Here is a 21,568-nt window from a genome sequence, read left to right on the forward strand (position 1 = left end):
CCCGGACATCCGGTTTTTCGCTTAGGCGAAAAATGCCCTCGTTGAAGCGAAGTTTCAGGGGCCCGAACTAGGCGTCCCCCCACGACGGGCCATCCCTGGCCCATCGCGGCTCTCGCGGCATCCATGCCGCTCAACCCCTGAAACTCCGCTTCAACGAGGCCTCCTGAACGGGGCCCTTCGGAGTGCGTGGATGTTTCTCTGGAAATCTCTCCAAAGCCAAAGCCAAAGCCAAAGCCAAAGCCAAAGCCAAAGCCGGTGAAATGGGGCTCTTCGTAGGAGCGAGCTTGCTCGCGAATCGCTCAACGCCGGATTCCCCTGTAGGAGCGGCAGAATGAAAAAAGCCCCGCTTGAGCGGGGCTTTTTCATGTCGCCGGGAAGCTATCAGCGAACCGTCACCACCACCTTGCCCACCGCCTTGCGCTGGCCCAGGTGGTTGATCGCGTCGGCGGCTTTCTCCAGCGGGAAGGTCTGCGACACCAGCGGCTTGATCTTGCCTTCGGCGAACCACTTGAACAGCTGCTGGAAGTTGGCGGCGTTGTCCTGCGGCTGGCGCTGGGCGAAGGAGCCCCAGAACACGCCGACCAGGGAGGCGCCCTTGAGCAGGGTGAGGTTGGCCGGCAGCGCCGGGATGGTGCCGCTGGCGAAGCCGACGACCAGCATGCGGCCATTCCAGGCGATGGAGCGGAAGGCTTCCTCGAACAGCTCGCCGCCGACCGGATCGTAGATCACGTCCACGCCCTGGCCGCCGGTGATTTCCTTCAGCTTGTCCTTCAGGCTGCCTTCGCTGTAGTTGATCAGCACGTCGGCGCCGGCGGCCTTGGCCACTTCCAGCTTGGCCTCACTGCTGGCGGCGGCGATCACCTTGGCGCCCATGGCCTTGCCGATTTCTACCGCGGCCAGGCCCACGCCGCCGGAGGCGCCGAGCACCAGCAGGGTCTCGCCCGGCTGCAGGTTGGCGCGCTGCTTGAGCGCGTGCATGGAGGTGCCGTAGGTCATGCCGAAGGCGGCGGCGCTGGCGAAGTCCATACCGTCCGGGATCGGCATCACGCTGTAGCCGGGCACCGCCACTTCCTCGGCGAAGCTGCCCCAGCCGGTCAGCGCCATCACGCGGTCGCCGGGTTTCACATGGCTGACCTTCTCACCGACCGCGCCGACCACGCCGGCAGCCTCGCCACCCGGAGAGAACGGGAAGGGCGGCTTGAACTGGTACTTGCCCTCGATGATCAGCGTGTCGGGGAAGTTCACCCCGGCGGCGTGAACCTGCAGCAGGACTTCGTTCTTCTTCGGCTCGGGGCTGGCGATGTCTTCCAGCACCAGGGTTTCGGCGGGGCCGAAGGCTTTGCACAGCACGGCTTTCATGAGGACGTACTCCGTTGGAGGTTCTTCTTTGTGAGTAGAGGGCCAGTGTAGGAGCGCAGGCACAGGGGGCAAATCACCATGGCCTGGGCTTATGCCCCGATATAGCTTGGGCGGCGGCGCGACAGTGGCTATCCTTTGCCCATCGAATCCGGAGACATCGCCTTGAGAGCTTTCCTTGCCCTGTTGCTGGTCATTTCCTTCAGCCCTTTCCTTGCCGCCGAAGAAGAGGCCAAGCCGGAGGACGCCAACAAGCCCGTGTTCATTGACCTCACCCCCGCGCTGGTGGGCAATTACGGAAGTGGCCCGCGCCTGAAGTACTTCAAGGCCGATATCGCGCTGAAGGTCACCGGCAAGGAGGCCTCGGAGAAGGTCGAGCACCACGAGCCGCTGATTCGCAACCAACTGGTGATGCTTTTCGCCCAGCAGACCGACGACTCCCTCGGTAGCGTCGATGGCAAGGAGAAGCTGCGCCAGGAAGCCCTCAAGCAAGTGCAGGGCGTACTCCAGCAGGAAGAGGGCAAGCCGCTGGTGGACGACCTGCTGTTCAACAACCTGATCGTCCAGCCCTGATCGCCCAAACGGCGCCTGCATGAGCGCGGCTCATCTGCATACGGCAGGCGCTCTGTTGTTCCGGCTGCGGCTGCTCGCCGCAATGCCGGGCTGAAAGCCCCGTCTCACAAGGCGCGTAGGAAATTTCCGGCGCGTGCCTGACCTGAATCAAACCCCGTTTGCTGCTGGTCGCCGAACATCCCCTCATGATCCGCTCGAATTCGAGCGTTTGAGCAAGGGGAAATCGGATGACAGGAAACGCAAAAAGCTGGCGCACCCGCGGTCTCGCGGTGCTGGTGGTGGCCGTGCTCGCCGCGCTGGCCTGGCAGACGTTCAAGCCGACGGGCCTCCCCGAAGGTTTCGCCAGCGGTAATGGGCGCATCGAGGCCACCGAGGTGGATGTGGCCACCAAGCTTCCCGGTCGCGTGGCCGAAATCCTGGTGGACGAAGGCGATTTCGTGACGGCCGGGCAGGTCGTCGCGCGCATGGATACCCAGGTACTCAAGGCCCAGCTGGCGCAGGCCGAGGCCGAAGTGCGGCGGGCGCAGAACGCCAAGCTCACCGCGCAATCGCTGGTGGCCCAGCGGCACAGCGAGAAGGCCACCGCCGAAGCCATGGTCGCCCAGCGCCAGGCCGAACTGACCGCCGCGCAGAAGCGCTTCACCCGCACCGAGCAACTGGTCAAGCGCAACGCCCTGCCGCAACAGCAACTCGACGATGACCGCGCTGCCCTGCAGAGTTCCCAGGCGGCGCTGGCCGCGTCGCGCTCCCAGGTCATTTCGGCGCAGGCCAGTATCGCTGCCGCCAGCTCCCAGGTGATCGAGGCGCAGTCGGCCATCGAGGCCGCCACCGCGAGCACCGTGCGCCTGCAGGCGGATATCGACGACAGCGACCTCAAGGCCCCGCGCAACGGCCGCGTGCAGTACCGCGTGGCGCAGCCGGGCGAAGTCCTGCCGGCTGGCGGCAAGCTGCTCAATATGGTCGACCTGGCCGATGTCTACATGACCTTCTTCCTGCCCTCGGGCCAGGCCGGCAAGGTCGAGCTGGGCCAGGAAGTGCACCTGGTGATCGATGCGGTGCCGGAGTACGTGATCCCGGCGAAAGTGTCCTATGTCGCCAGCGTCGCGCAGTTCACACCCAAGACCGTGGAGACCGCCAACGAGCGCGAGAAGCTGATGTTCCGGGTCAAGGCGCGCCTCGATCCGGGCCTGCTGGAGAAGTACATCACCTACGTGAAGACCGGCGTGCCGGGCATGGCCTACATGCGCCTCGACCCGCAGGTGGAATGGCCGGCTGACCTGCAGATCAAGGTCCCGCAATGAACGCCGCCGCCTGCGTGGCCCGTCTGGCTGGCGTCTCGCTGCGCTATGGCGAGACCCGCGCAGTGGACGACGTGACCCTGGAGATCCCGGCCAATCGCATGGTCGGCCTGATCGGCCCGGACGGCGTCGGCAAGTCCAGCCTGCTGGCGCTGCTGGCCGGTGCGCGGAAAATGCAGGACGGTGAAATCCAGGTGCTCGGCGGCGACATGCGCGATGTACGCCACCGCCGCGCCGTGTGCCCGCGGATTGCCTACATGCCCCAGGGCCTGGGCAAGAACCTCTACCCGACGCTCTCGGTGTTCGAGAACGTCGATTTCTTCGGTCGCCTGTTCGGCCACGACAAGGCTGAGCGCGAGCGGCGCATCGCCGACCTGCTGCAGAGCACCGGGCTGGCGCCTTTTGCCGAGCGGCCGGCGGGCAAACTGTCCGGCGGCATGAAGCAGAAGCTCGGGCTGTGCTGCGCGCTGATCCATGATCCTGACCTGCTGATCCTCGACGAGCCCACCACCGGCGTCGATCCGCTGTCGCGCAACCAGTTCTGGGAACTGATCGGCCGTATCCGCGCCGGTCGCGAAGGCATGAGCGTGCTGGTGGCCACCGCCTACATGGAGGAGGCCGAGCGCTTCGACTGGCTGGTGGCGATGGACGAGGGCAAGGTGCTCGCCACCGGGACGCCCGCCGAGCTGCGCGAACAGACATCGACGCAGAACCTTGAGGAAGCCTTTATCGCGCTGCTGCCCGAGAGCAAGCGCGCCGGCCACCACAAGCTGGTCATTCCGCCTCGCCAGCAGCATGACGGTGCACCGCAGATAGCCATCGAAGCCGAGGGGCTGACCTGCCGCTTCGGCGACTTCGTCGCGGTGGATCACGTGAGCTTCCGCATCGAGCGCGGGGAAATCTTCGGCTTCCTCGGTTCCAACGGCTGCGGCAAGTCCACCACCATGAAGATGCTCACCGGCCTGTTGCCGGCCAGCGAAGGCACCTGCGCACTGTTCGGCCAGCCGGTCAACGCCAACGACATGGAGACTCGCCGGCGCGTGGGCTACATGTCCCAGGCGTTCTCGCTGTACGCCGAGCTGACGGTGCTGCAGAACCTCGAACTGCATGCGAAACTCTTCCACCTGCCGCCTGAACAGATCGGCCCGCGCGTGGAGGAAATGCTCCAGCGCTTCGACCTCGGCAAGGTCCGCAACGAACTGCCCGACAGCCTGCCGCTGGGCATTCGCCAGCGCCTGTCGCTGGCCGTGGCGGTGATCCACAAGCCGGAAATCCTGATCCTCGACGAGCCCACCTCGGGCGTTGACCCGGTGGCCCGCGATGGCTTCTGGGAGCTGATGGTGGAGCTGTCGCGCAACGATGGCGTGACCATCTTCATCTCCACCCACTTCATGAACGAGGCCGAGCGCTGCGACCGCATCTCGCTGATGCACGCCGGCAAGGTGCTCGACAGCGACACACCGCAGGGGCTGATCGACAAGCGCGGCCTGCCCACATTGGAAGCCACCTTCATCGCGTATCTGGAAGAAGCCGCTGGCAGCGCGCCAGTGCCGGAAACGGTCCCTGCGCCGGAGCCGACCACTGAATCCACGCGCTACAAGGGCTCCGATCGCTTCAGCTGGCTGCGCCTGTTCAGTTACGCCCGGCGCGAGGCCATGGAGCTGCGCCGCGACCCGATCCGCCTGACCCTGGCGCTGGTGGGAACCGCGCTGCTGATGTTCATCATCGGCTACGGCATCAACATGGATGTCGAGGACCTCACCTACGCCGTGCTCGACCGCGACCAGACCACCACCAGCCAGGCCTATGCGCTGAATATCGCCGGCTCGCGCTACTTCATCGAGAAGCAGGCGATCCAGGACCCGGATGATCTGGAGAGACGCCTGCGCAGCGGCGACATCAGCCTGGCGGTGGAGATCCCGCCGAACTTCGGTCGCGACCTCAAGCGTGGCGCCGACCCGGCCATCGGCGTGTGGATCGACGGCGCCATGCCGACCCGTGCCAATACTGTGCTCGGCTACGTGCAGGGGCTGCACGCCAGCTACCTCGCCGACCTGGCGCGCCAGAATGGCAGCGCCGCCGCCAGCGCGGCCGCAAGCACCGAGGTGCGCTACCGCTACAACCCGGACGTCGAGAGCCTGAAAGCCATGGTGCCGGCGGTGATCCCGCTGCTGCTGATCATGATCCCGGCGATGCTCACCGCCCTGGGCGTGGTCCGCGAGAAAGAGCTGGGCTCGATCACCAACCTCTACGTCACGCCGGTCACGCGCCTGGAGTTCCTGCTGGGCAAGCAGTTGCCCTACATCGGTATGGGCATGATCAACTTCGTGCTGATGCTGGCGATGGCCGTGCTGCTGTTCCAGGTGCCGCTCAAGGGCAGCTTCCCCGCGCTGCTGGTCGGCGCCTTCCTCTACGTGGTGACCAGCACGGGGCTGGGCCTGCTGCTCTCGACCTTCATGAAGAGCCAGATCGCGGCAGTCTTCGGCACCGCGATCGCCACCATGATCCCGGCGATCCAGTTCTCCGGGCTGATCCATCCGGTGTCGTCGCTGGAAGGCGCGGCGGCCTTCATCGGCCAGCTCTACCCGACCTCGCACTTCCTGGTCATCAGTCGTGGCGCCTTCTCCAAGGCACTGGGCTTCCCCGACCTGTGGATCTACTACCTGCCGCTGGCGGCGATGATCGTGGTGCTGACGCTGCTCAGCGTGGCCTGCCTGAAGAAGCAGGAGGACTGAGCCATGAACAAGCTGGCGAACATCTTCAACCTCGGCATCAAGGAATTCCGCAGCCTGGGCCGCGACTACGCGATGCTGATCCTGATCGCCTGGGCCTTCACCCTGGGCGTCTACAGCTCCGCCACCGGCGTGCCGGAAACCCTGCACCACGCGCCCATCGCGATTGTCGACGAGGACCAGTCGCAACTCTCCTCGCGCATCGTCAACGCCTTCCAGCCGCCGTATTTCCGCCCCCCGGAGATGATCGGCCACGCGGAGATGGACCGGGGCATGGATGTCGGCCTGTACACCTTTACCCTGGACATCCCGCCGGACTTCCAGCGCGACGTGCTGGCCGGGCGGCAGCCGGCGATCCAGGTCAACGTCGATGCGACGCAGACCGGCCAGGCCTTCTCCGGCGCCGGCTACATCCAGAACATCGTCGGCACCGAGGTGCGCGAGTTCGTCAGCCGCTACCGCGCCGAGTCGGCGATGCCGGCGGAGCTGGCGGTGCGCATGGAGTTCAACCCGAACCTGACCCAGGCCTGGTTCGGCGCGGTGATGGAGGTGATCAACCAGATCACCATGCTGTCGATCATCCTCACCGGCGCCGCGCTGATCCGCGAGCGCGAGCACGGTACGGTGGAGCACCTGCTGGTAATGCCGCTGACCGCCTTCGAGATCATGATGGCCAAGGTCTGGTCCATGGGCGCCGTGGTGCTGGTGGCCGCGGCGATCTCGTTGCAGCTGGTGGTACGCGGCTGGCTGGACGTGCCGATCAGCGGCTCGGTGGGGCTGTTCCTGCTGGGCGCGGCATTACACCTGTTCGCCACCACTTCGATGGGCATCTTCCTCGGCACCGTGGCGCGCTCGATGCCGCAGCTGGGCCTGCTGGTGATCCTCACACTGATGCCGCTGCAGATTCTTTCCGGTGGTACCACGCCGCGCGAGAGCATGCCGGAGCTGGTGCAGTACATCATGCTGGCGGCGCCGACCACGCACTTCGTCAGCCTGGCCCAGGCGATTCTTTATCGTGGGGCCGACCTGTCCATCGTCTGGCCGCAGCTGCTGGCCATTGTCGGGATTGGTGCGGCGTTCTTCAGCGGCGCGCTGTGGCGCTTCCGTCGGACCATCGGGCAGATGGCCTGACTCCTGCTGCACTTCGTAGGAGCGAGCTTGCTCGCTACTACGAAGTCATTCACTCCACCGGCCACACGCAGGTCTGATTCCGTCCCTTGTGCTTGGCCGCGTAGAGCGCCCGGTCGGCCTGGGCGATCAACTGGTCCGGCTCGGCGTCCTGGCCCGGCGTGGCGATGGCCAGGCCGATACTCACGGTCAGTCGCCCGAGCTCTGCCGCCGGATGGGCGATGGCGAGTTCCGCCACATGCTGGTGGATGCGGGCCGCGACATGCCCGGCGCCCTCTGCGCCGGTGTCGGTGAGGATGATCACGAACTCTTCGCCGCCATAGCGGCAGGCTACGTCGCCCTCGCGCTGCAAGCAGTCCTGCAGGCAACTGGCAACCCGCCGCAAGGCGTCGTCGCCGGCCAGGTGGCCGAGGCAGTCGTTGAAGCGCTTGAAGTGGTCGACGTCGAGCATCAGCACCGCCAGCGGCGCGTCGGCCCGGCGCAGGCGGCGCCACTCGCTCTGCAGCTGGCGGTCGAAGTAGCGGCGGTTGAACAGGCCGGTGAGGCCGTCCTGCTGCGAGAGCTTGTGCAACTGCGCCTCCAGTTGCAGGCGTTCGCTGTTGTCGCGGGCCACGGCGATCAGGTAGTCGCGGTCGCCCTGGTGGATCAGCTGGGTGTTGATTTCCGCCGGTTGCAGGCTGCCGTCGCGGCCCTGCATCTCGCGCTGGAAGATCATCGACAGGTTCAGCCGGTGCGCCTGCTGCACCAGCTGGATCCAGGCGTGGAAGCCGGGGATCAGCCGCTCCGGATCGTCGCGCAGCAGGTGGCGGAAGTCCTCGGCGCTGTAGCCCAGGCCGCTGTAGGTGGCGCGGTTCATGTGCAGCAACTCGCGTTGCTGCAGGTCGAAGATGAACAGCGCGTCGCGGCTGGAGTCGGTGAGGTCGAGCGCCAGTTGCAGGCGTTCGCGGCTGTCACGCAGGTGCGCCTCCACCGACTGGCGTTGCTCCGCTTCCTGGTTGAGCAACTGGTTGCTGGCGCTCAGTGCGGTGGCGCGGCGGGCGTTCTCGCGGGCGAGGAACAACGCCGCCACCAGCAGCAGGCTGATGGCCACGCCGCCACTGAACACCACCATCGGCAAGGGGGTGGAGAGTGACTGCACGAGCGCCGAAGTGGGGCTGAGCTCCAGTTCGAAGCTGCGGTTGTTGAGCAGCCGCAGCGGCACCCGCAAGGTCTGCCCGGCATTGCTGTCGGGTTGCTCGCGCACGTAGATCGGTTGTCCATGCTCCAGCAGGCGTACGCTGAACAGGTGGTTGTCGGCCTGCTGGATCAGGTGGTCCATCAGGTTGCCAACGCGGAAGACGCCCTGCATGAAGCCGTCGAAGCGCAGTTGATGACTGGCATCGCGAATGAACACCGGGGTGTAGAGCACGAAGCCACGTCCACCCTGGAGCAGCTCCACGCTATCGCTCAGGCGTGACTTGCCGCTGTCGCGCGCGGCCATGGCGGTGGCGTAGTTCGGGTGTTGCTCGGTGAGGTGGAAGTTCAGCGCCGCCTCGTTGCCCTGCAGCGGCTCCAGCCAGCGGATGCGCAAGTCCGGATCGGACCACTGGATCGACTGGTAGCCGGGGAAGCTGCGTACATAGAAGCGCGCGTCCAGCTCCCATTCGGCACGGGGCATGCGGCCGTGGTGGGTCCACAACTGGGCGAGCAGGTCCAGGCCCTGCACCTGCTCGTGGAGGTTGGCCTCGAGCTGGTGCGCCAGGCTGCGACCCTGGTAGGTCAGGCGCTCCTGGACGCGCTGCCGTTCGCTGCTCGCCAGCTCCCTGCCGAGCCAGGCGCTGGAAAGCAGCAGCACGCAGAGCAGACCGCCAAGCCCGAGGTAGGTAGCTAGTGAGGACTGAAGGCGGTGCATGGGGCGAGTTCCGGGGGCTTCAGTAACCTAATAGCACAGTGCCTCTACTTGTGCGCCAGGCCGACGACGATCGCCCACTGTTCGGCAGTGACCGGCATGACCGACAGACGGCTGCCTTTCTGCACCAGCGGCATTTCCTCCAGTCCGGCCTGTGCCTTGAGCGTGCCCAGCGGCAGCACCGAGCGGAAGGCTTCGACGAAGCCGACGTCACGGGCTGTCCAGGGGTTCTTCTGGTCGCTGGCCTTGGGGTCGTGGTAGTGGCTTTTCGGGTCAAGGGCGGTCGGGTCCGGGTAGGCCTCGCCTTGAATCTCGGCAATGCCGGCAATGCCCGGCTCCGGGCAACTGGAGTGGTAGAAGAAGAACAGGTCGCCCGGCTGCATGCTGCGCATGAAGTTGCGTGCCTGGTAGTTGCGCACGCCATCCCAGCGCGCTGTTTTCAGGCGCTGCAGGTCGTGGATCGAGAGTTCATCGGGCTCGGATTTCATCAGCCAGTAAGCGCGTGCCATCCGCGAGGGTCTCCTTGTGCGTGGCGGGTCGTGATGTTTTTACCAAGGGTAGGCGGTTCCCTGCGACAAGCTGCCGGCTCGCTGGAAACAAATTGTAGGAAGAAGATGTAGGAATGCCGGCATGAAGATTGCCTGAAAGTGCCGGAAGTTTTGGGGACGGCTGCTCCTCCGACGATCGGTTGGCGTCAGAATTGCGAGAAGCTTTTCATTGTCGGAGAATGCCGCCGTTTTTAGCTTGGCCTGCCGGACGGATAAAAAAACCACCGCCGGCCATCGTTGACAGTTTGCCTGGAAGGGGGAGGCAATCGATGAAACGCAAGCCTGATCTTTTGTGGGTGTTGGTAATACTTTTCGGTCTGGGTGTCGTCACTACCGGTTACACCCAGAGTCTGTGGGAACAACGCCAGGGCAATGCCCCGGTGCAGGTCACCCAGCAGCCCTGATCCAGTCGCCTGGAATCCGCGCTGCCATCGCCACGGCTATCGCAAGGAACGCGATTCCGTCGCGAGACGGCCATACCAGCCGCCGTCCGTCACTATGCCCATCAGCGGCACATCCCAGCTCGCCAGCTCCAGCCTATCGACCTTCTGGCATTCATGCGCCAGGCCCAATAGCGTCGGTTTCTGCCAATTTTTGCGCATTCCCAGGTATGCCAGGGTCCGGTCGTAGAACCCCTTGCCCATCCCCAGGCGCCCGCCCTGTGGATCGAAGCCCACCAGCGGCAGCAGCAGCAGGTCCAGTGCCCAGGCTGGGCGCTGGCGCCGACGGTCGGCCTGCGGTTCGGCAATGTTGAAACGGTTGCGCACCCAGCGCTCGCCGATCCCTACCTGCTGGAAGGTCATGTGCGTGCGCGGCCAGTCCGAGAGCACCGGCAGGTAGGTTGCCTTGCCGCGTTTCTGCGCCGCCTGCATCAACGGGCGCGGGTCGATTTCGCCGTCAGCCGGCAAATACAACGCAATATGCTTCGCCCGGCGAAACAGCGGATGCTGTGCGAGCTGGCGATACAGAGCCTGGGCGGCTCGGCGTTGCTGGAGGGGGCTGAGTGCGCGTCTGGCCTGGCGCAGCTGGCGGCGCAGGGCAGGGCGGGAGAGAGAATCTGCGTGGATCATGGAAGGGTAAAGCTCCCCGGACATGCCGCTGTCGGGTTAGCCCTTGAACCCGAGAGTTCAAGGTGGTGGTTGCAGTAGGCTTTAAGGCTTTCCGTCGTGCGGACATGCACACCAGCCCAACTGGCAACCCCCGTTGTTGCAATTATCGGCTCAGGGACATCACCGACTGGCAAACACACCAGGGAGCGAGACGGATTATACCCCAAGGAAATTTCCCTGGTCAGACTTCACCCTGTTCCTTATCGGTGGTAAGGGGATCGGTCGTCAGGGCGCGGTCCACGCGCTCGAGCAGTTCGCGCACGCGCTCGCGGGTCGAGCCGCTGTCCTGCTCCACGCGCTCCTGCTTGTGCAGCAGGTCGTGGGTAATGTTCAGGGCGGCCATCACGGCGACACGGTCGGCACCGATGACCTTGCCGCTGGAACGGATCTCGCGCATCTTGCTGTCCAGGTAGCGCGCGGCGCTTTCCAGGTTGACGCGCTCGTCCGGAGGGCAGGCGATGCAGTACTCCTTGTCGAGGATTTGGACGTTCAGGGTGTTCGACTGGCTCATGAGTCCTGCTCCAGGGCTTTAAGACGCAAAATCATCGCTTCGACCTTCTGCCGAGCCAAATCGTTCTTCTCGATCAGATGGGCGCGTTCTTCCCGCCAGCTTTTCTCGTTCGCCCGCAGCAGCCGGTTCTCGGCCTTGAGCTGTTCCAGGCGTTGGAGCAGCAGGTCGAACTTGGCGATCAGCGCGTGCAGGTCGGCGTCTTCCATGGGCTCTCGCTTGGGAGTTGCTTAAGTAATCGAGAACTATATAGGACTGCCGTGGGGGTGGGTCAACGCACGGCTGCCCGACGCGTCGTCACATGGTCTTGCGGTGTGCGCCGGTGCTAGGATAACGGACCATATTCTATGCGCGGCGCCTGATGGCGCCTAGCCGTCATCCGGGTTCGATCATGTCCACTTCCAGCTCCGCCTACACCGCTTTCGCCGCCCTGCTCGCCGAGGCTGCCCTGCCGATTTCCCCCGCCGAACTGCACGGCCACCTGCTCGGCCGCGTCTGCGCCGGGTCCGGCTTTGACCAGGGCGAGTGGCTGCAGGCCGCCGGTGAGCTGCTCGGCGGCGAGCCGGGCGAGCGCCTGGGTGCAGCGCTGGGCGGCCTGCTGGGCATGGTCCAGCAGGACTTCAGCCAGGGCGAGATGGCCGTGGTGCTGATGCTGCCCAACGACGACGAGCCGCTGCTGGAGCGTGCCACCGCCCTGGGCCAGTGGTGCCAGGGCTTCCTCGCCGGCTTCGGCCTGGCGCTGCGCGCCCCCAGCCTGTCGGATGAAGCCGACGAAGTGCTGCAGGACATCGCCGCCATCGCCCAGGTCGGCGGCCAGCTGGAAGAATCCGAAGATGGCGAGGCCGACTACATGGAAGTGCAGGAGTACCTGCGCGTCGCCCCGCTGCTGCTGTTTTCCGAGTTCGGCAAGGTCCCGGCACCGGCCGAGAAACCCTCCCTGCATTGAGGTCGCGCATGATCCGTATCGCCAAGTCGGAATACGCCCGTCGTCGCAAGGCGCTGATGGCGCAGATGGAACCCAACAGCATCGCCATTCTCCCGGCGGCGCCGATGTACATCCGCAATCGCGACGTCGAGCACGTCTACCGCCAGGACAGCGACTTCCAGTACCTCACCGGCTTCCCCGAGCCGGAAGCGGTGATGGCGCTGATCCCCGGCCGCGAGCACGGCGAGTACGTACTCTTCTGTCGCGAGCGCGATCCGGAGCGTGAACTCTGGGACGGCCTGCGCGCTGGCCAGGACGGTGCCATCAGCGCTTTCGGCGCCGACGATGCCTTCCCCATCGGCGATATCGACGACATCCTCCCGGGCCTGATCGAAGGCCGCGACCGCGTGTACTACGCGCTGGGCGCCAACCAGGAGTTCGACCGCCGGCTGATGGAGTGGATCAACGTCATTCGCTCCAAGGCGCGCCAGGGTGCGCAGCCGCCGAACGAGTTCGTCGCCCTCGACCACCTGCTGCACGACCAGCGCCTGTACAAGAGCGCCGGCGAGGTGAAGGTGATGCGCTACGCCGCGGAAATTTCCGCCGGCGCCCACATCCGCGCCATGCAGGCTTGCCGTCCGGGCCTATACGAGTACCACCTGGAAGCCGAGCTGGAATACGCCTTCCGCCTGGGCGGCGCAAAGATGCCGGCCTATGGCTCGATCGTCGCCACCGGCCGCAACGCCTGCATCCTGCACTATCGGGAGAACGACGCGCAGATCAAGGACGGCGACCTGATCCTGATCGACGCCGGCTGCGAGATCGACTGCTACGCCAGCGATATCACCCGCACCTTCCCCGCCAGCGGTACCTTCAGCCCCGAGCAGAAGGCCATCTACCAGTTGGTGCTGGACGCCAACATGGCGGCCTTCGACTACATCGCTCCGGGCCGCCACTGGAACGAAGCCCACGAGGCCACCGTGCGGGTCATCACTGCCGGGCTGGTAGAACTGGGTCTGCTCAAGGGCGACGTCGACGAACTGATCGAGCGCGAAGCCTACAAGGCCTTCTACATGCACCGCGCCGGCCACTGGCTGGGCATGGACGTGCACGACGTCGGCGAGTACCGCGTCGGCGGCGAATGGCGCGTGCTCGAGCCGGGCATGGCGATGACCGTCGAGCCGGGTATCTACATTGCCCCGGACAACACCGACGTGCCTAAGAAGTGGCGCGGCATCGGCGTGCGCATCGAAGACGACGTGGTGGTGACCAGGACCGGCTGCGAAGTGCTGACCAATGGAGTGCCGAAGACCGTCGCCGAGATCGAAGCGCTGATGGCCGAGGCCAGGGCCCAGGCCGCCTGACATGCAACGTACGCAACTGGCCATCATCGGTGGCGGACTCGTTGGCGCAAGCCTTGCGCTGATTCTCCAGGCCGGCGCCCGCGCGCGCGGCTGGCAGATCGTGCTGGTCGAGCCCTTCGCCCCCGGCGATGCCTACCAGCCCAGCTATGACGCGCGCTCCTCGGCGCTGTCCTTCGGCAGCCGGCAGATCTACGAGCGCCTCGGGCTCTGGCAGCAGATAGCGCAGCGCGCCGAACCGATCACGCAGATCCACGTTTCCGATCGCGGGCGCTTCGGCGCTGCGCGGCTGACGGCGGTGGAAGAGGGCGTTCCCGCTCTCGGCTACGTGGTGGAAAACGCCTGGCTCGGCCAGTGCCTGTGGCGCGCGCTGGACCCGGACGTGGTGAGCTGGCGCTGCCCGGCCGAAGTGCGGCGGATGGACACGCTCGGCGATGGCTACCGCCTGACCCTGGACGACGACTCGCAGCTGGACTGCGACCTCGCCGTGCTGGCTGACGGCGGCCGCTCCGGCCTGCGCGAGCAACTGGGGATCAACGTACGTTCCTCGTCCTACGGGCAGACCGCGCTGATCGCCAACATCAGCCCGTCCGAAGCCCATCGCGGACAGGCCTTCGAGCGCTTCACCGAGAACGGCCCGCTGGCCCTGTTGCCGCTGCCGGAAAATCGCTGCGCGCTGGTCTGGACCCGCAACGGTCATGACGCCGAGCGCCTGCGTGAGCTGCCCGATGCGGCCTTCCTCGCCGAGCTGCAGGATGCTTTCGGCTATCGCCTGGGTACCCTGCGCCAGGTCGGTGCACGTCACGGCTACCCGCTGAGCCTCACCGAGGCCGACGAGCAGATTCGCCCGCACCTGGTGGTGCTGGGCAATGCCGCCCACAGCCTGCACCCGATTGCCGGGCAGGGCTTCAACCTGTCGCTGCGCGATGCCAAGGCGCTGGGCGATCGCCTGTTGCAGGAAGCCGCTGCGCCGGGCGATTTCTCCGTGTTGCAGCGCTACCTCGACGGCCAGCGCCTCGACCAGCAGATGACCGTCGGCTTCTCCGACCGGGTTACCCGGCTGTTCTCCAATGCCCAGCCGCTGCTGGCCACCGGTCGCAACATCGGCCTGCTCGGCCTCGATCTGCTGCCGCCGGCCAAGCGCTGGTTCGCCCGCCAGGCCATGGGCCTGGGCGCACGCCCGGTGTGAGAGGATGGAACTGCGCAAAAGCTCCCGCCGCGCCCGCCTGCTGCGTTTCGGCCTGAACCTCTATCCGCCGTATCTCGGCGCCGGGGTACGGGTGCGCCACATCAGCGCGGACTTCCGCGAGGTCCGCGTGAAGATGGGCCTGAACCTGTTCAACCGCAATTACGTCGGTACCCAGTTCGGCGGCAGCCTGTACAGCATGACCGACCCGTTCTTCATGCTGATGCTGATGGAGAACCTGGGGCGCGAATACATCGTCTGGGACAAGGCCGCCAACATCGAATTCGTCAGCCCCGGCAAGGGCCCGGTGTACGCCGAGTTCCGTATCGACCAGCACCTGCTCGATGAAATCCGCGAGCACACCGCCGGCGGCGCGAAGTACCTGCCGCGCCTGCACGCCGAAGTGCGTGACGCTCAAGGCACCCTGGTGGCGCGGGTGCAGAAGACCCTGTACGTCCGGTTGAAGCCGCGCGCGCGGCAGGCCGCTTGAATTTCGATGCCCGCGCCGACGCTGTGCGGGCCGCTGAAGAAGGAACGCACATGCACGCGGATCTGGTAATCGTCGGGGCGGGAATGGTCGGCAGTGCGCTGGCCCTGGCCCTGGAAGGCAGCGGGCTGGATATCCTGCTGCTGGACGGCTCGCCGCTGAGCGTCAAGCCGTTCGACCGCGAAGCGCCCTTCGAACCGCGCGTCAGCGCGCTGTCCGAAGCCAGCCGGCGGATTCTCCAGCGCCTGCACGCCTGGGACGGCATCGCTGCACGGCGTGCCGAGCCGTATCGCGAGATGCAGGTGTGGGATGGTTCCGGCACCGGGCAGATCCACTTCAGCGCTGCCAGCGTGCATGCCGAGATGCTCGGCCATATCGTCGAGAACCGCGTGGTGCAGGATGCCCTGCTGGAGCGCCTGCACGACTCCGCCCTCGGCCTGTTGCCCAATGCGCGCCTGGAACAGTTGCGCCATTCCGGCGACGACTGGCTGCTGACGCTCTCCGATGGCCGCGAAATCCGCACGCCGCTGGTCGTCGCGGCCGACGGCGCGAATTCCGCCGTACGCCGCCTGGCCGGTTGCGCCACCCGCGAATGGGATTACCTGCACCACGCCATCGTCACCAGCGTGCGCTGCGAGAAGCCGCACCAGGCTACTGCCTGGCAGCGCTTCACCGACGACGGCCCGCTGGCCTTCCTGCCGCTGGCGAAGGAGGGCGACGGGCACTGGTGTTCGATCGTCTGGTCGACCACCCCGGAGCAGGCGGAAAAGCTCATGGCGCTGGACGACGAGGGCTTCCGCAAGGCCCTGGGCCTGGCCTTCGAACATCGCCTGGGTGCTATCGAGCATGCCGACCGTCGCCTGTGCATCCCGCTGCGCCAGCGCCACGCCAAGCGCTACGTGGAGCCGGGGCTGGTGCTGATCGGCGATGCCGCACACACCATTCACCCGCTCGCCGGGCAGGGCGTGAACCTGGGCTTCCTGGATGCCGCGGTGCTGGCCGAAGTGATCGAGCACGCCCACGCCCGTGGCGAGAACATCGCCGAGGAGCGGGTGCTGAGCCGCTTCGAACGTCGGCGCATGCCGCACAACCTGGCCATGATGGCGGCGATGGAAGGCTTCCAGCGCCTGTTCCAGGCCGACCCCTTGGCCGTGCGCTGGCTGCGTAATGCCGGGCTGCGGCTGGTGGACAAGCACCATGAGGCCAAGGGCGTGTTCGTGCGCCAGGCGCTGGGGCTTTCCGGGGATCTGCCGGGGCTGGCGCGGGTCTAGCCAAGGCAGCCTGCGGCCCCCTCACCCTAACCCTCTCCCGGAAGAGGGGACTGATCGGCGCGAGCTGGGCGTTCAGAGATTGCCGGCGGACTCCGTGATACCCGCAGACGTCGGGCGGCTCCCTCTCCCTTTGGGAGAGGGCTGGGGTGAGGTGCTTTTGCACGAGCGCCGAACCCACCTGTGACTCCAGGCCACACCCTCCCGAAACACCCCGACACAAACGCACGGCTCAGTAGCAAATGAGGTTCCTTATCATTTGCGGGATATTTTCCCTGCAAAGGACACGCTCATGCTCGTGCGCAAAGGTCTTCTCGCCACCCTCCTGCTGGCCGCCTTCGGTAGCACCGCCCAGGCCGCCGACGAAGTGGTGGTCTATTCCTCGCGTATCGACGAGCTGATCAAGCCGGTGTTCGACGCCTACACCCAGGCCACCGGGGTGAAGATCAAGTTCATCACCGACAAGGAAGCGCCGCTGATGGCGCGGATCAAGGCCGAGGGCGCCAATACCCCGGCCGACCTGCTGCTGACCGTCGACGCCGGCAACCTCTGGCAGGCCGAGAAGATGGGCATTCTGCAGCCCTTCGATTCGCCGACCCTGGACGCCAACATCCCGCCGCAGTACCGCTCCGGCACTGACAGCTGGACCGGCCTGTCGCTGCGCGCGCGTACCATTGCCTATTCGACCCAGCGGGTGAAGCCCGAGGAGCTGTCGACCTACGAGGATCTGGCCGATGCGAAATGGGAAGGCCGCCTGTGCCTGCGCACCGCGAAGAAGGTCTACAACCAGTCGCTGACCGCCACGCTGATCGAAACCCACGGCGCCGAGAAGACCGAGCAGATCCTCCAGGGCTGGGTGAACAACCTGGCCACCGACGTGTTCTCCGACGACAACGCGCTGCTCCAGGCCATCGCCGCCGGGCAGTGCGATGTCGGTATCGTCAACACCTACTACTACGGGCGCATGCACAAGGACAATCCGCAGCTGCCGGTGAAGCTGTTCTGGCCGAACCAGGGCGACCGGGGCGTGCACGTCAACCTGTCGGGCATCGGCCTGACCAGGTACGCGCCGCACCCGGAACAGGCCAAGAAGCTGGTGGAGTGGATGACCGGTGCGGACGCCCAGGCGCTGTTCGCCGGCATCAACCAGGAATTCCCGGCCAACCCGAAGGTGGCACCGTCGCAGGAAGTGGCGGCCTGGGGTGAGTTCAAGGCCGACAGCATTCCGGTGGAGATCGCCGGCAAGCGCCAGGCCGAAGCGATCAAGCTGATGGACCGCGCCGGCTGGAACTGATCAGGTGGACGGTACTGCCGGCTCCGCTTGCGGTTGCTCGGTAGCGTCGCCCGCCTCTGACGGTTGCACCTGGTACTGCACCGAGAGCGGCTTGCCGCTCCCGGTCAGCAAGCAGGTGAACTGCCCGGCGACCCTTTCGCCCTCGCGCATCTGCGCCTTCAGCGCCTTGCTCGCATGCTGCCCCTCGACTTCCCCGTCGTAGGCTTCCTCGCGCAGCGAGTCATGGTCCAGCCAGGACTGCTGCCAGCGCTCCTGCATCGTCGAATCCGCGGCGAAGGTGCGCGAGGCGAGATCCAGGCAGTCTTCGATCGGCGTGGGCGTGTCGTCAGCGAAAGCCGGTCCGCAGAGGGCGGCGAGGAACAGGGCAGGCAGGGCGCGGAGCGCTGGCATGGGCTTTTTCCTTTGTTGGGGGAGTGGCAAAGTGGCGGATTCGACCGCAGTACCTTGCGCTTTATCCCTGTCTCCTGAGGATCAGGCGAATTCGAGTTCAACGTTGGAAGATTCCGTCTGCGAGTCGGACGCCTCCGCCGTGAACGCCACTTGAAGTCTGGATGCACCGACGCATGCGCGCCAACCGCTGGTACCCCATCACTTTCGCCGTCGCCGCCCTGGTGTTGCTGCCCATCAGCGTCCTGCTGCTGAGCTGGGCGGAAATCGACCGCGAAATCTGGTCGCACCTGTGGGAAACCCAGATGACGCGCCTGCTGGGCAACACCCTGGTGCTGGTGGCTGGCGTAGGGGTGGGCGTCACCGTGCTGGGCGTCAGCCTCGCCTGGCTCACCAGCCTCTGCGAATTCCCCGGCCGACGCTGGCTGGACTGGGCGCTGATGCTGCCCTTCGCGGTGCCGGCCTATGTGCTGGCGTTCGTCTTCGTCGGCCTGCTGGATTTCTCCGGCCCCGTGCAGACGCTGCTGCGCGAGTGGTTCGGCAGCGGCCTGCGGCTGCCGCGGGTACGCTCCACCGGTGGGGTGATCACGGTGCTGGTGCTGGTCTTCTACCCCTACGTCTACCTGCTCGCGCGCAGCGCATTCCTTGCCCAGGGGCGTGGCCTGACCGAAGCGGCGCGGGTGCTCGGCCTCTCGCCCCTGGACGCCTTCTGGCGCGTTGCCCTGCCCATGGCGCGGCCGGCCATCGGCGCCGGGCTGGCGCTGGCGATCATGGAGACGCTGGCGGACTTTGGCACCGTCTCGGTGTTCAACTTCGATACCTTTACCACCGCCGTCTACAAGACCTGGTACGGCTTCTACAGCCTCTCCAGCGCCACCCAGCTGGCCAGCCTGCTGTTGCTGTTCGTCATGCTGGTGCTGCTGGGCGAGCGCTACAGCCGTGGCCGCAGCGGCGTGCCCAACGAACGTCCGCGTGGCGCCGCGTTGTACCGGCTGCACGGCTGGAAGGCCTTCGCCGCCAGCGCCTGGTGCCTGCTGGTGTTTGCCTGCGCCTTTGTCATTCCGGTGCTGCAACTGCTGGTCTGGGTCTGGCAGAAGGGGCGTTTCGACCTCGATGAGCGCTACTGGGGGCTGATCCTGCACAGCCTGTACCTGGGTGGCTTCGCGGCGCTGATCACGGTGGCCGTGGCGCTGCTGCTGGTCTTTGCCCGACGGCTGTCGCCAACACCCGCGGTGCACTCGGCGGTAGGGATTTCCAACCTTGGCTACGCGCTGCCCGGCTCGGTGCTGGCGGTGGCGATCATGCTGGCCTTCAGCTGGCTGGATAACCAGGCGGTGATTCCGCTGTCCAGCGCCCTCGGCGGCGCCGGCAAGCCCTTGTTGCTGGGCAGCCTCGGGGCGTTGCTGGTGGCCTACCTGATCCGCTTCATGGCAGTGGCCTACAACCCGTTGGAAGGTGCGCTGGCGAGAATCCGACCTTCGCTGCCGGAAGCCTCCCGCAGCCTTGGCGTCGGCGGGGCCGGCCTGTTCTTCCGCGTCTACCTGCCGCTGCTGCTGCCGGGAGCCTTGAGCGCCGCGCTGCTGGTATTCGTCGACGTGCTCAAGGAGATGCCCGCGACTCTGCTGATGCGCCCGTTCGGCTGGGACACCCTGGCCGTGCGCGTCTTCGAGATGACCAGCGAGGGCGAGTGGGCGCGCGCCGCGCTACCGGCGCTGACGCTGGTGCTGGTGGGACTGTTCCCGGTGATCGGCCTGATCCGTCGCTCGGCGCGACCGACCGGTTCTGTGCGGCCCTGAGAATCGGCCGTCGGACAAGCTGTCCAGAGTCCGGTCATGCGACTACAATGCGCGCGTTTCGTGCGGGCCGTACTCGCGCTCCGCACCCGCCTCGCCCGGAAGGAGAACACCCATGGGACAGCGCACGCCGCTCTATGATTTGCACGTCGCCCTCGGCGCCAAGATCGTCGATTTCGGCGGTTGGGACATGCCGTTGCACTACGGTTCGCAAGTCGAAGAGCACCACCAGGTACGTCGCGATTGCGGCGTGTTCGACGTTTCCCACATGACCGTGGTCGACGTCACCGGTCCGCAGGCCAAGGAATACCTGCAGCGACTCCTGGCCAACGATGTCGAACGACTGCAGGTTCCGGGCAAGGCGCTGTACAGCGGCATGCTCAACGAGCGCGGCGGGGTGGTCGACGACCTGATCGTCTATCTCGGCGTGTACGGCTACCGCGTGGTGGTCAACGCCTCGACCCGCGACAAGGACATGGCCTGGATGCAGGCCCACACCGAAGGTTTCGACGTCACCCTGAACGAGCGCGCGGACCTCGCGATGCTCGCCGTACAGGGCCCGAACGCCCGCGAGAAGACCGCCGAACTGGTCACCCCCTCGCGTGCCGCGCTGATCCGCGAGCTCAAGCCCTTCCAGGGCAAGGCCGATGGTGACTGGTTCATCGCCCGTACCGGCTACACCGGTGAGGACGGCCTGGAAATCATGCTGCCGGCCGTCGAGGCGCAAGGCTTCCTCAACGACCTGGTTGGCGCCGGTATTTCCCCGGCAGGCCTGGGCGCGCGCGATACCCTGCGTCTGGAGGCCGGGATGAACCTCTACGGCCAGGACATGGACGAAGACGTCACCCCGCTGGCCGCCAACATGGCCTGGACCATCGCCTGGGAGCCCGAAGGCCGCGACTTCATCGGCCGCAAGGCCCTGGAAGCGCAGAAGGCCGCCGGCGATGCGCCGAAGCTGGTCGGCCTGGTGCTGGAAGAGCGTGGCGTGCTGCGCGCCCACCAGGTGGTCCGCGTCGCCGGTGTCGGCGAAGGCGAGATCACCAGCGGCAGCTTCTCCCCGACGCTTGGCAAGTCCATCGCCCTGGCGCGCGTGCCAGCGGGCACCGGCGATCGCGCCGAGGTGGAGATCCGTGGTAAGTGGTACCCGGTTCGCGTCGTTCAGCCGAATTTCGTGCGTCATGGCAAAGCCCTGATCTAAATTGCATGAACTAACTTGCATGGTGTGGCATCGCCGCCCGTCGCCTACGTCCTCGAGGAAAACAAGATGAGCAATATCCCCGCCGACCTGCGTTATGCCGCCAGCCATGAGTGGGCGCGCCTGGAAGCCGACGGTACCGTCACCGTGGGTATCTCCGACCATGCCCAGGAAGCCCTGGGTGACGTGGTCTTCGTCGAACTGCCGGAAGTGGGCAAGACCCTCGCCGCCGGCCAGGAAGCCGGTGTGGTCGAGTCGGTGAAGGCCGCCTCGGACATCTACGCCCCGGTGGGCGGTGAAGTCATCGCCGTCAACGACGTGCTGGCCGACACCCCCGAGGAAGTGAACAACGACCCCTACGGCTCCTGGTTCTTCAAGCTCAAGCCGAGCAACCCGGCGGAGCTGGAGAAGCTGCTCGACGCCGCCGGCTATCGCGCTTCCTGCGACGCCAACGCGTAAGACACCGCTGTATACACAGGCCTCGACTCGTCGGGGCCTGTTCTTTTTACGGAGCGACCTTTCGAGACCGTGG

Annotated in this window: 21 protein-coding genes and 1 other RNA gene; 14 read left to right on the forward strand and 8 right to left on the reverse strand. The window is 66.0% G+C overall.

Translation table 11 applies throughout. The features are described 5' to 3' along the window. Window positions 1–381: 381 nt before the first annotated feature. Window positions 382–1,359, reverse strand: coding sequence for an NADPH:quinone oxidoreductase family protein (locus tag N5C91_RS29625; RefSeq protein ID WP_279833966.1), 978 nt, complete (start codon window positions 1,357–1,359; stop codon window positions 382–384). Between the two features lie 162 nt (window positions 1,360–1,521). On the opposite strand from N5C91_RS29625, the gene N5C91_RS29630 reads away from it, so the two are divergent. From N5C91_RS29630 to N5C91_RS29645, 4 genes are all read left to right on the forward strand, one after another. Further along, entirely contained in the window at window positions 1,522–1,929 is a 408-nt protein-coding gene (locus N5C91_RS29630) for a flagellar basal body-associated protein FliL (RefSeq protein WP_236172033.1), read from the forward strand. A gap of 227 nt (window positions 1,930–2,156) precedes the next feature. Next, window positions 2,157–3,230, forward strand: a complete 1,074-nt coding sequence (locus N5C91_RS29635; RefSeq protein ID WP_279833968.1) for an HlyD family efflux transporter periplasmic adaptor subunit — start codon at window positions 2,157–2,159, stop codon at window positions 3,228–3,230. Further along, window positions 3,227–5,962 carry a ribosome-associated ATPase/putative transporter RbbA gene (gene rbbA / locus N5C91_RS29640; protein WP_279833970.1) on the forward strand — a complete coding sequence of 912 codons (2,736 nt, stop codon included), beginning with the start codon at window positions 3,227–3,229 and terminating at the stop codon, window positions 5,960–5,962. The genes N5C91_RS29635 and rbbA overlap by 4 nt, the downstream gene beginning before the upstream one ends. Before the next feature lie 3 nt (window positions 5,963–5,965). Next, window positions 5,966–7,090, forward strand: a complete 1,125-nt coding sequence (locus tag N5C91_RS29645; protein WP_236202254.1) for an ABC transporter permease — start codon at window positions 5,966–5,968, stop codon at window positions 7,088–7,090. A gap of 49 nt (window positions 7,091–7,139) precedes the next feature. Here N5C91_RS29645 and N5C91_RS29650 read toward each other — a convergent pair whose 3' ends face one another. Next, window positions 7,140–8,978, reverse strand: a complete 1,839-nt coding sequence (locus tag N5C91_RS29650) for a diguanylate cyclase (RefSeq protein ID WP_279833971.1) — start codon at window positions 8,976–8,978, stop codon at window positions 7,140–7,142. Window positions 8,979–9,022: 44 nt separating this feature from the next. Then, window positions 9,023–9,484, reverse strand: a complete 462-nt coding sequence (locus N5C91_RS29655) for an EVE domain-containing protein (RefSeq protein WP_236172019.1) — start codon at window positions 9,482–9,484, stop codon at window positions 9,023–9,025. Between the two features lie 308 nt (window positions 9,485–9,792). Between N5C91_RS29655 and N5C91_RS29660 the strand changes: the two genes are divergently transcribed. After that, the gene (locus N5C91_RS29660; RefSeq protein WP_128082560.1) at window positions 9,793–9,927 is read left to right on the forward strand and encodes a hypothetical protein; all 135 of its coding nucleotides are present in this window, start codon (window positions 9,793–9,795) and stop codon (window positions 9,925–9,927) included. Window positions 9,928–9,963: 36 nt separating this feature from the next. Here the strand turns inward: N5C91_RS29660 and N5C91_RS29665 are convergent, their stop codons facing one another. From N5C91_RS29665 to N5C91_RS29680, 4 genes are all read right to left on the reverse strand, one after another. Next, a complete protein-coding gene (locus tag N5C91_RS29665; protein WP_236172357.1) occupies window positions 9,964–10,593 on the reverse strand; it encodes a 5-formyltetrahydrofolate cyclo-ligase in 630 nt (209 codons plus the stop codon). Window positions 10,594–10,602: 9 nt separating this feature from the next. Then, a non-coding RNA gene (gene ssrS, locus N5C91_RS29670) (6S RNA) lies at window positions 10,603–10,781 on the reverse strand. Between the two features lie 32 nt (window positions 10,782–10,813). Further along, entirely contained in the window at window positions 10,814–11,143 is a 330-nt protein-coding gene (locus tag N5C91_RS29675; RefSeq protein ID WP_226045820.1) for a cell division protein ZapA, read from the reverse strand. After that, complete coding sequence (locus N5C91_RS29680) at window positions 11,140–11,349, reverse strand: TIGR02449 family protein (RefSeq protein ID WP_017521390.1); 210 nt, start codon at window positions 11,347–11,349, stop codon at window positions 11,140–11,142. The genes N5C91_RS29675 and N5C91_RS29680 overlap by 4 nt, the downstream gene beginning before the upstream one ends. 182 nt (window positions 11,350–11,531) lie before the next feature. On the opposite strand from N5C91_RS29680, the gene N5C91_RS29685 reads away from it, so the two are divergent. From N5C91_RS29685 to N5C91_RS29710, 6 genes are all read left to right on the forward strand, one after another. Then, on the forward strand, window positions 11,532–12,086 hold the full coding sequence (locus N5C91_RS29685; RefSeq protein ID WP_045213132.1) for a UPF0149 family protein: 555 nt from the start codon (window positions 11,532–11,534) through the stop codon (window positions 12,084–12,086). 8 nt (window positions 12,087–12,094) lie between these two features. Continuing rightward, a complete protein-coding gene (gene pepP, locus N5C91_RS29690) occupies window positions 12,095–13,429 on the forward strand; it encodes a Xaa-Pro aminopeptidase (RefSeq protein WP_236172017.1) in 1,335 nt (444 codons plus the stop codon). Between the two features lies 1 nt (window position 13,430). Next, window positions 13,431–14,615 (forward strand): 2-octaprenyl-6-methoxyphenyl hydroxylase, encoded by a 1,185-nt coding sequence (gene ubiH, locus N5C91_RS29695; RefSeq protein ID WP_279833972.1) that lies wholly within the window; start codon window positions 13,431–13,433, stop codon window positions 14,613–14,615. A 4-nt stretch (window positions 14,616–14,619) separates the two neighbouring features. After that, the gene (locus N5C91_RS29700) at window positions 14,620–15,102 is read left to right on the forward strand and encodes a DUF4442 domain-containing protein (protein WP_236172014.1); all 483 of its coding nucleotides are present in this window, start codon (window positions 14,620–14,622) and stop codon (window positions 15,100–15,102) included. A 50-nt stretch (window positions 15,103–15,152) separates the two neighbouring features. Next, window positions 15,153–16,370: a 2-octaprenyl-3-methyl-6-methoxy-1,4-benzoquinol hydroxylase gene (locus tag N5C91_RS29705; RefSeq protein ID WP_279833973.1), complete on the forward strand. Its 1,218-nt coding sequence runs from the start codon at window positions 15,153–15,155 to the stop codon at window positions 16,368–16,370. A 289-nt stretch (window positions 16,371–16,659) separates the two neighbouring features. Next, window positions 16,660–17,661 (forward strand): extracellular solute-binding protein, encoded by a 1,002-nt coding sequence (locus tag N5C91_RS29710; RefSeq protein ID WP_279833975.1) that lies wholly within the window; start codon window positions 16,660–16,662, stop codon window positions 17,659–17,661. On the opposite strand, the gene N5C91_RS29715 is transcribed toward N5C91_RS29710, so the two are convergent. Further along, entirely contained in the window at window positions 17,662–18,051 is a 390-nt protein-coding gene (locus N5C91_RS29715; RefSeq protein WP_236172009.1) for a hypothetical protein, read from the reverse strand. A 173-nt stretch (window positions 18,052–18,224) separates the two neighbouring features. On the opposite strand from N5C91_RS29715, the gene N5C91_RS29720 reads away from it, so the two are divergent. The 3 genes from N5C91_RS29720 to gcvH all read left to right on the forward strand — a co-directional run bounded on the left by N5C91_RS29720 (window position 18,225) and on the right by gcvH (window position 21,495). Next, the gene (locus N5C91_RS29720; protein WP_279833991.1) at window positions 18,225–19,844 is read left to right on the forward strand and encodes an iron ABC transporter permease; all 1,620 of its coding nucleotides are present in this window, start codon (window positions 18,225–18,227) and stop codon (window positions 19,842–19,844) included. A 112-nt stretch (window positions 19,845–19,956) separates the two neighbouring features. Beyond that, on the forward strand, window positions 19,957–21,039 hold the full coding sequence (gcvT, locus tag N5C91_RS29725; protein ID WP_236172008.1) for a glycine cleavage system aminomethyltransferase GcvT: 1,083 nt from the start codon (window positions 19,957–19,959) through the stop codon (window positions 21,037–21,039). Between the two features lie 66 nt (window positions 21,040–21,105). After that, complete coding sequence (gene gcvH / locus N5C91_RS29730) at window positions 21,106–21,495, forward strand: glycine cleavage system protein GcvH (RefSeq protein WP_236172006.1); 390 nt, start codon at window positions 21,106–21,108, stop codon at window positions 21,493–21,495. The last annotated feature ends 73 nt before the right edge of the window (window positions 21,496–21,568 follow it).

This window comes from Pseudomonas sp. GD03903 (assembly GCF_029840045.1).
GTDB lineage: Bacteria > Pseudomonadota > Gammaproteobacteria > Pseudomonadales > Pseudomonadaceae > Pseudomonas > Pseudomonas pseudonitroreducens.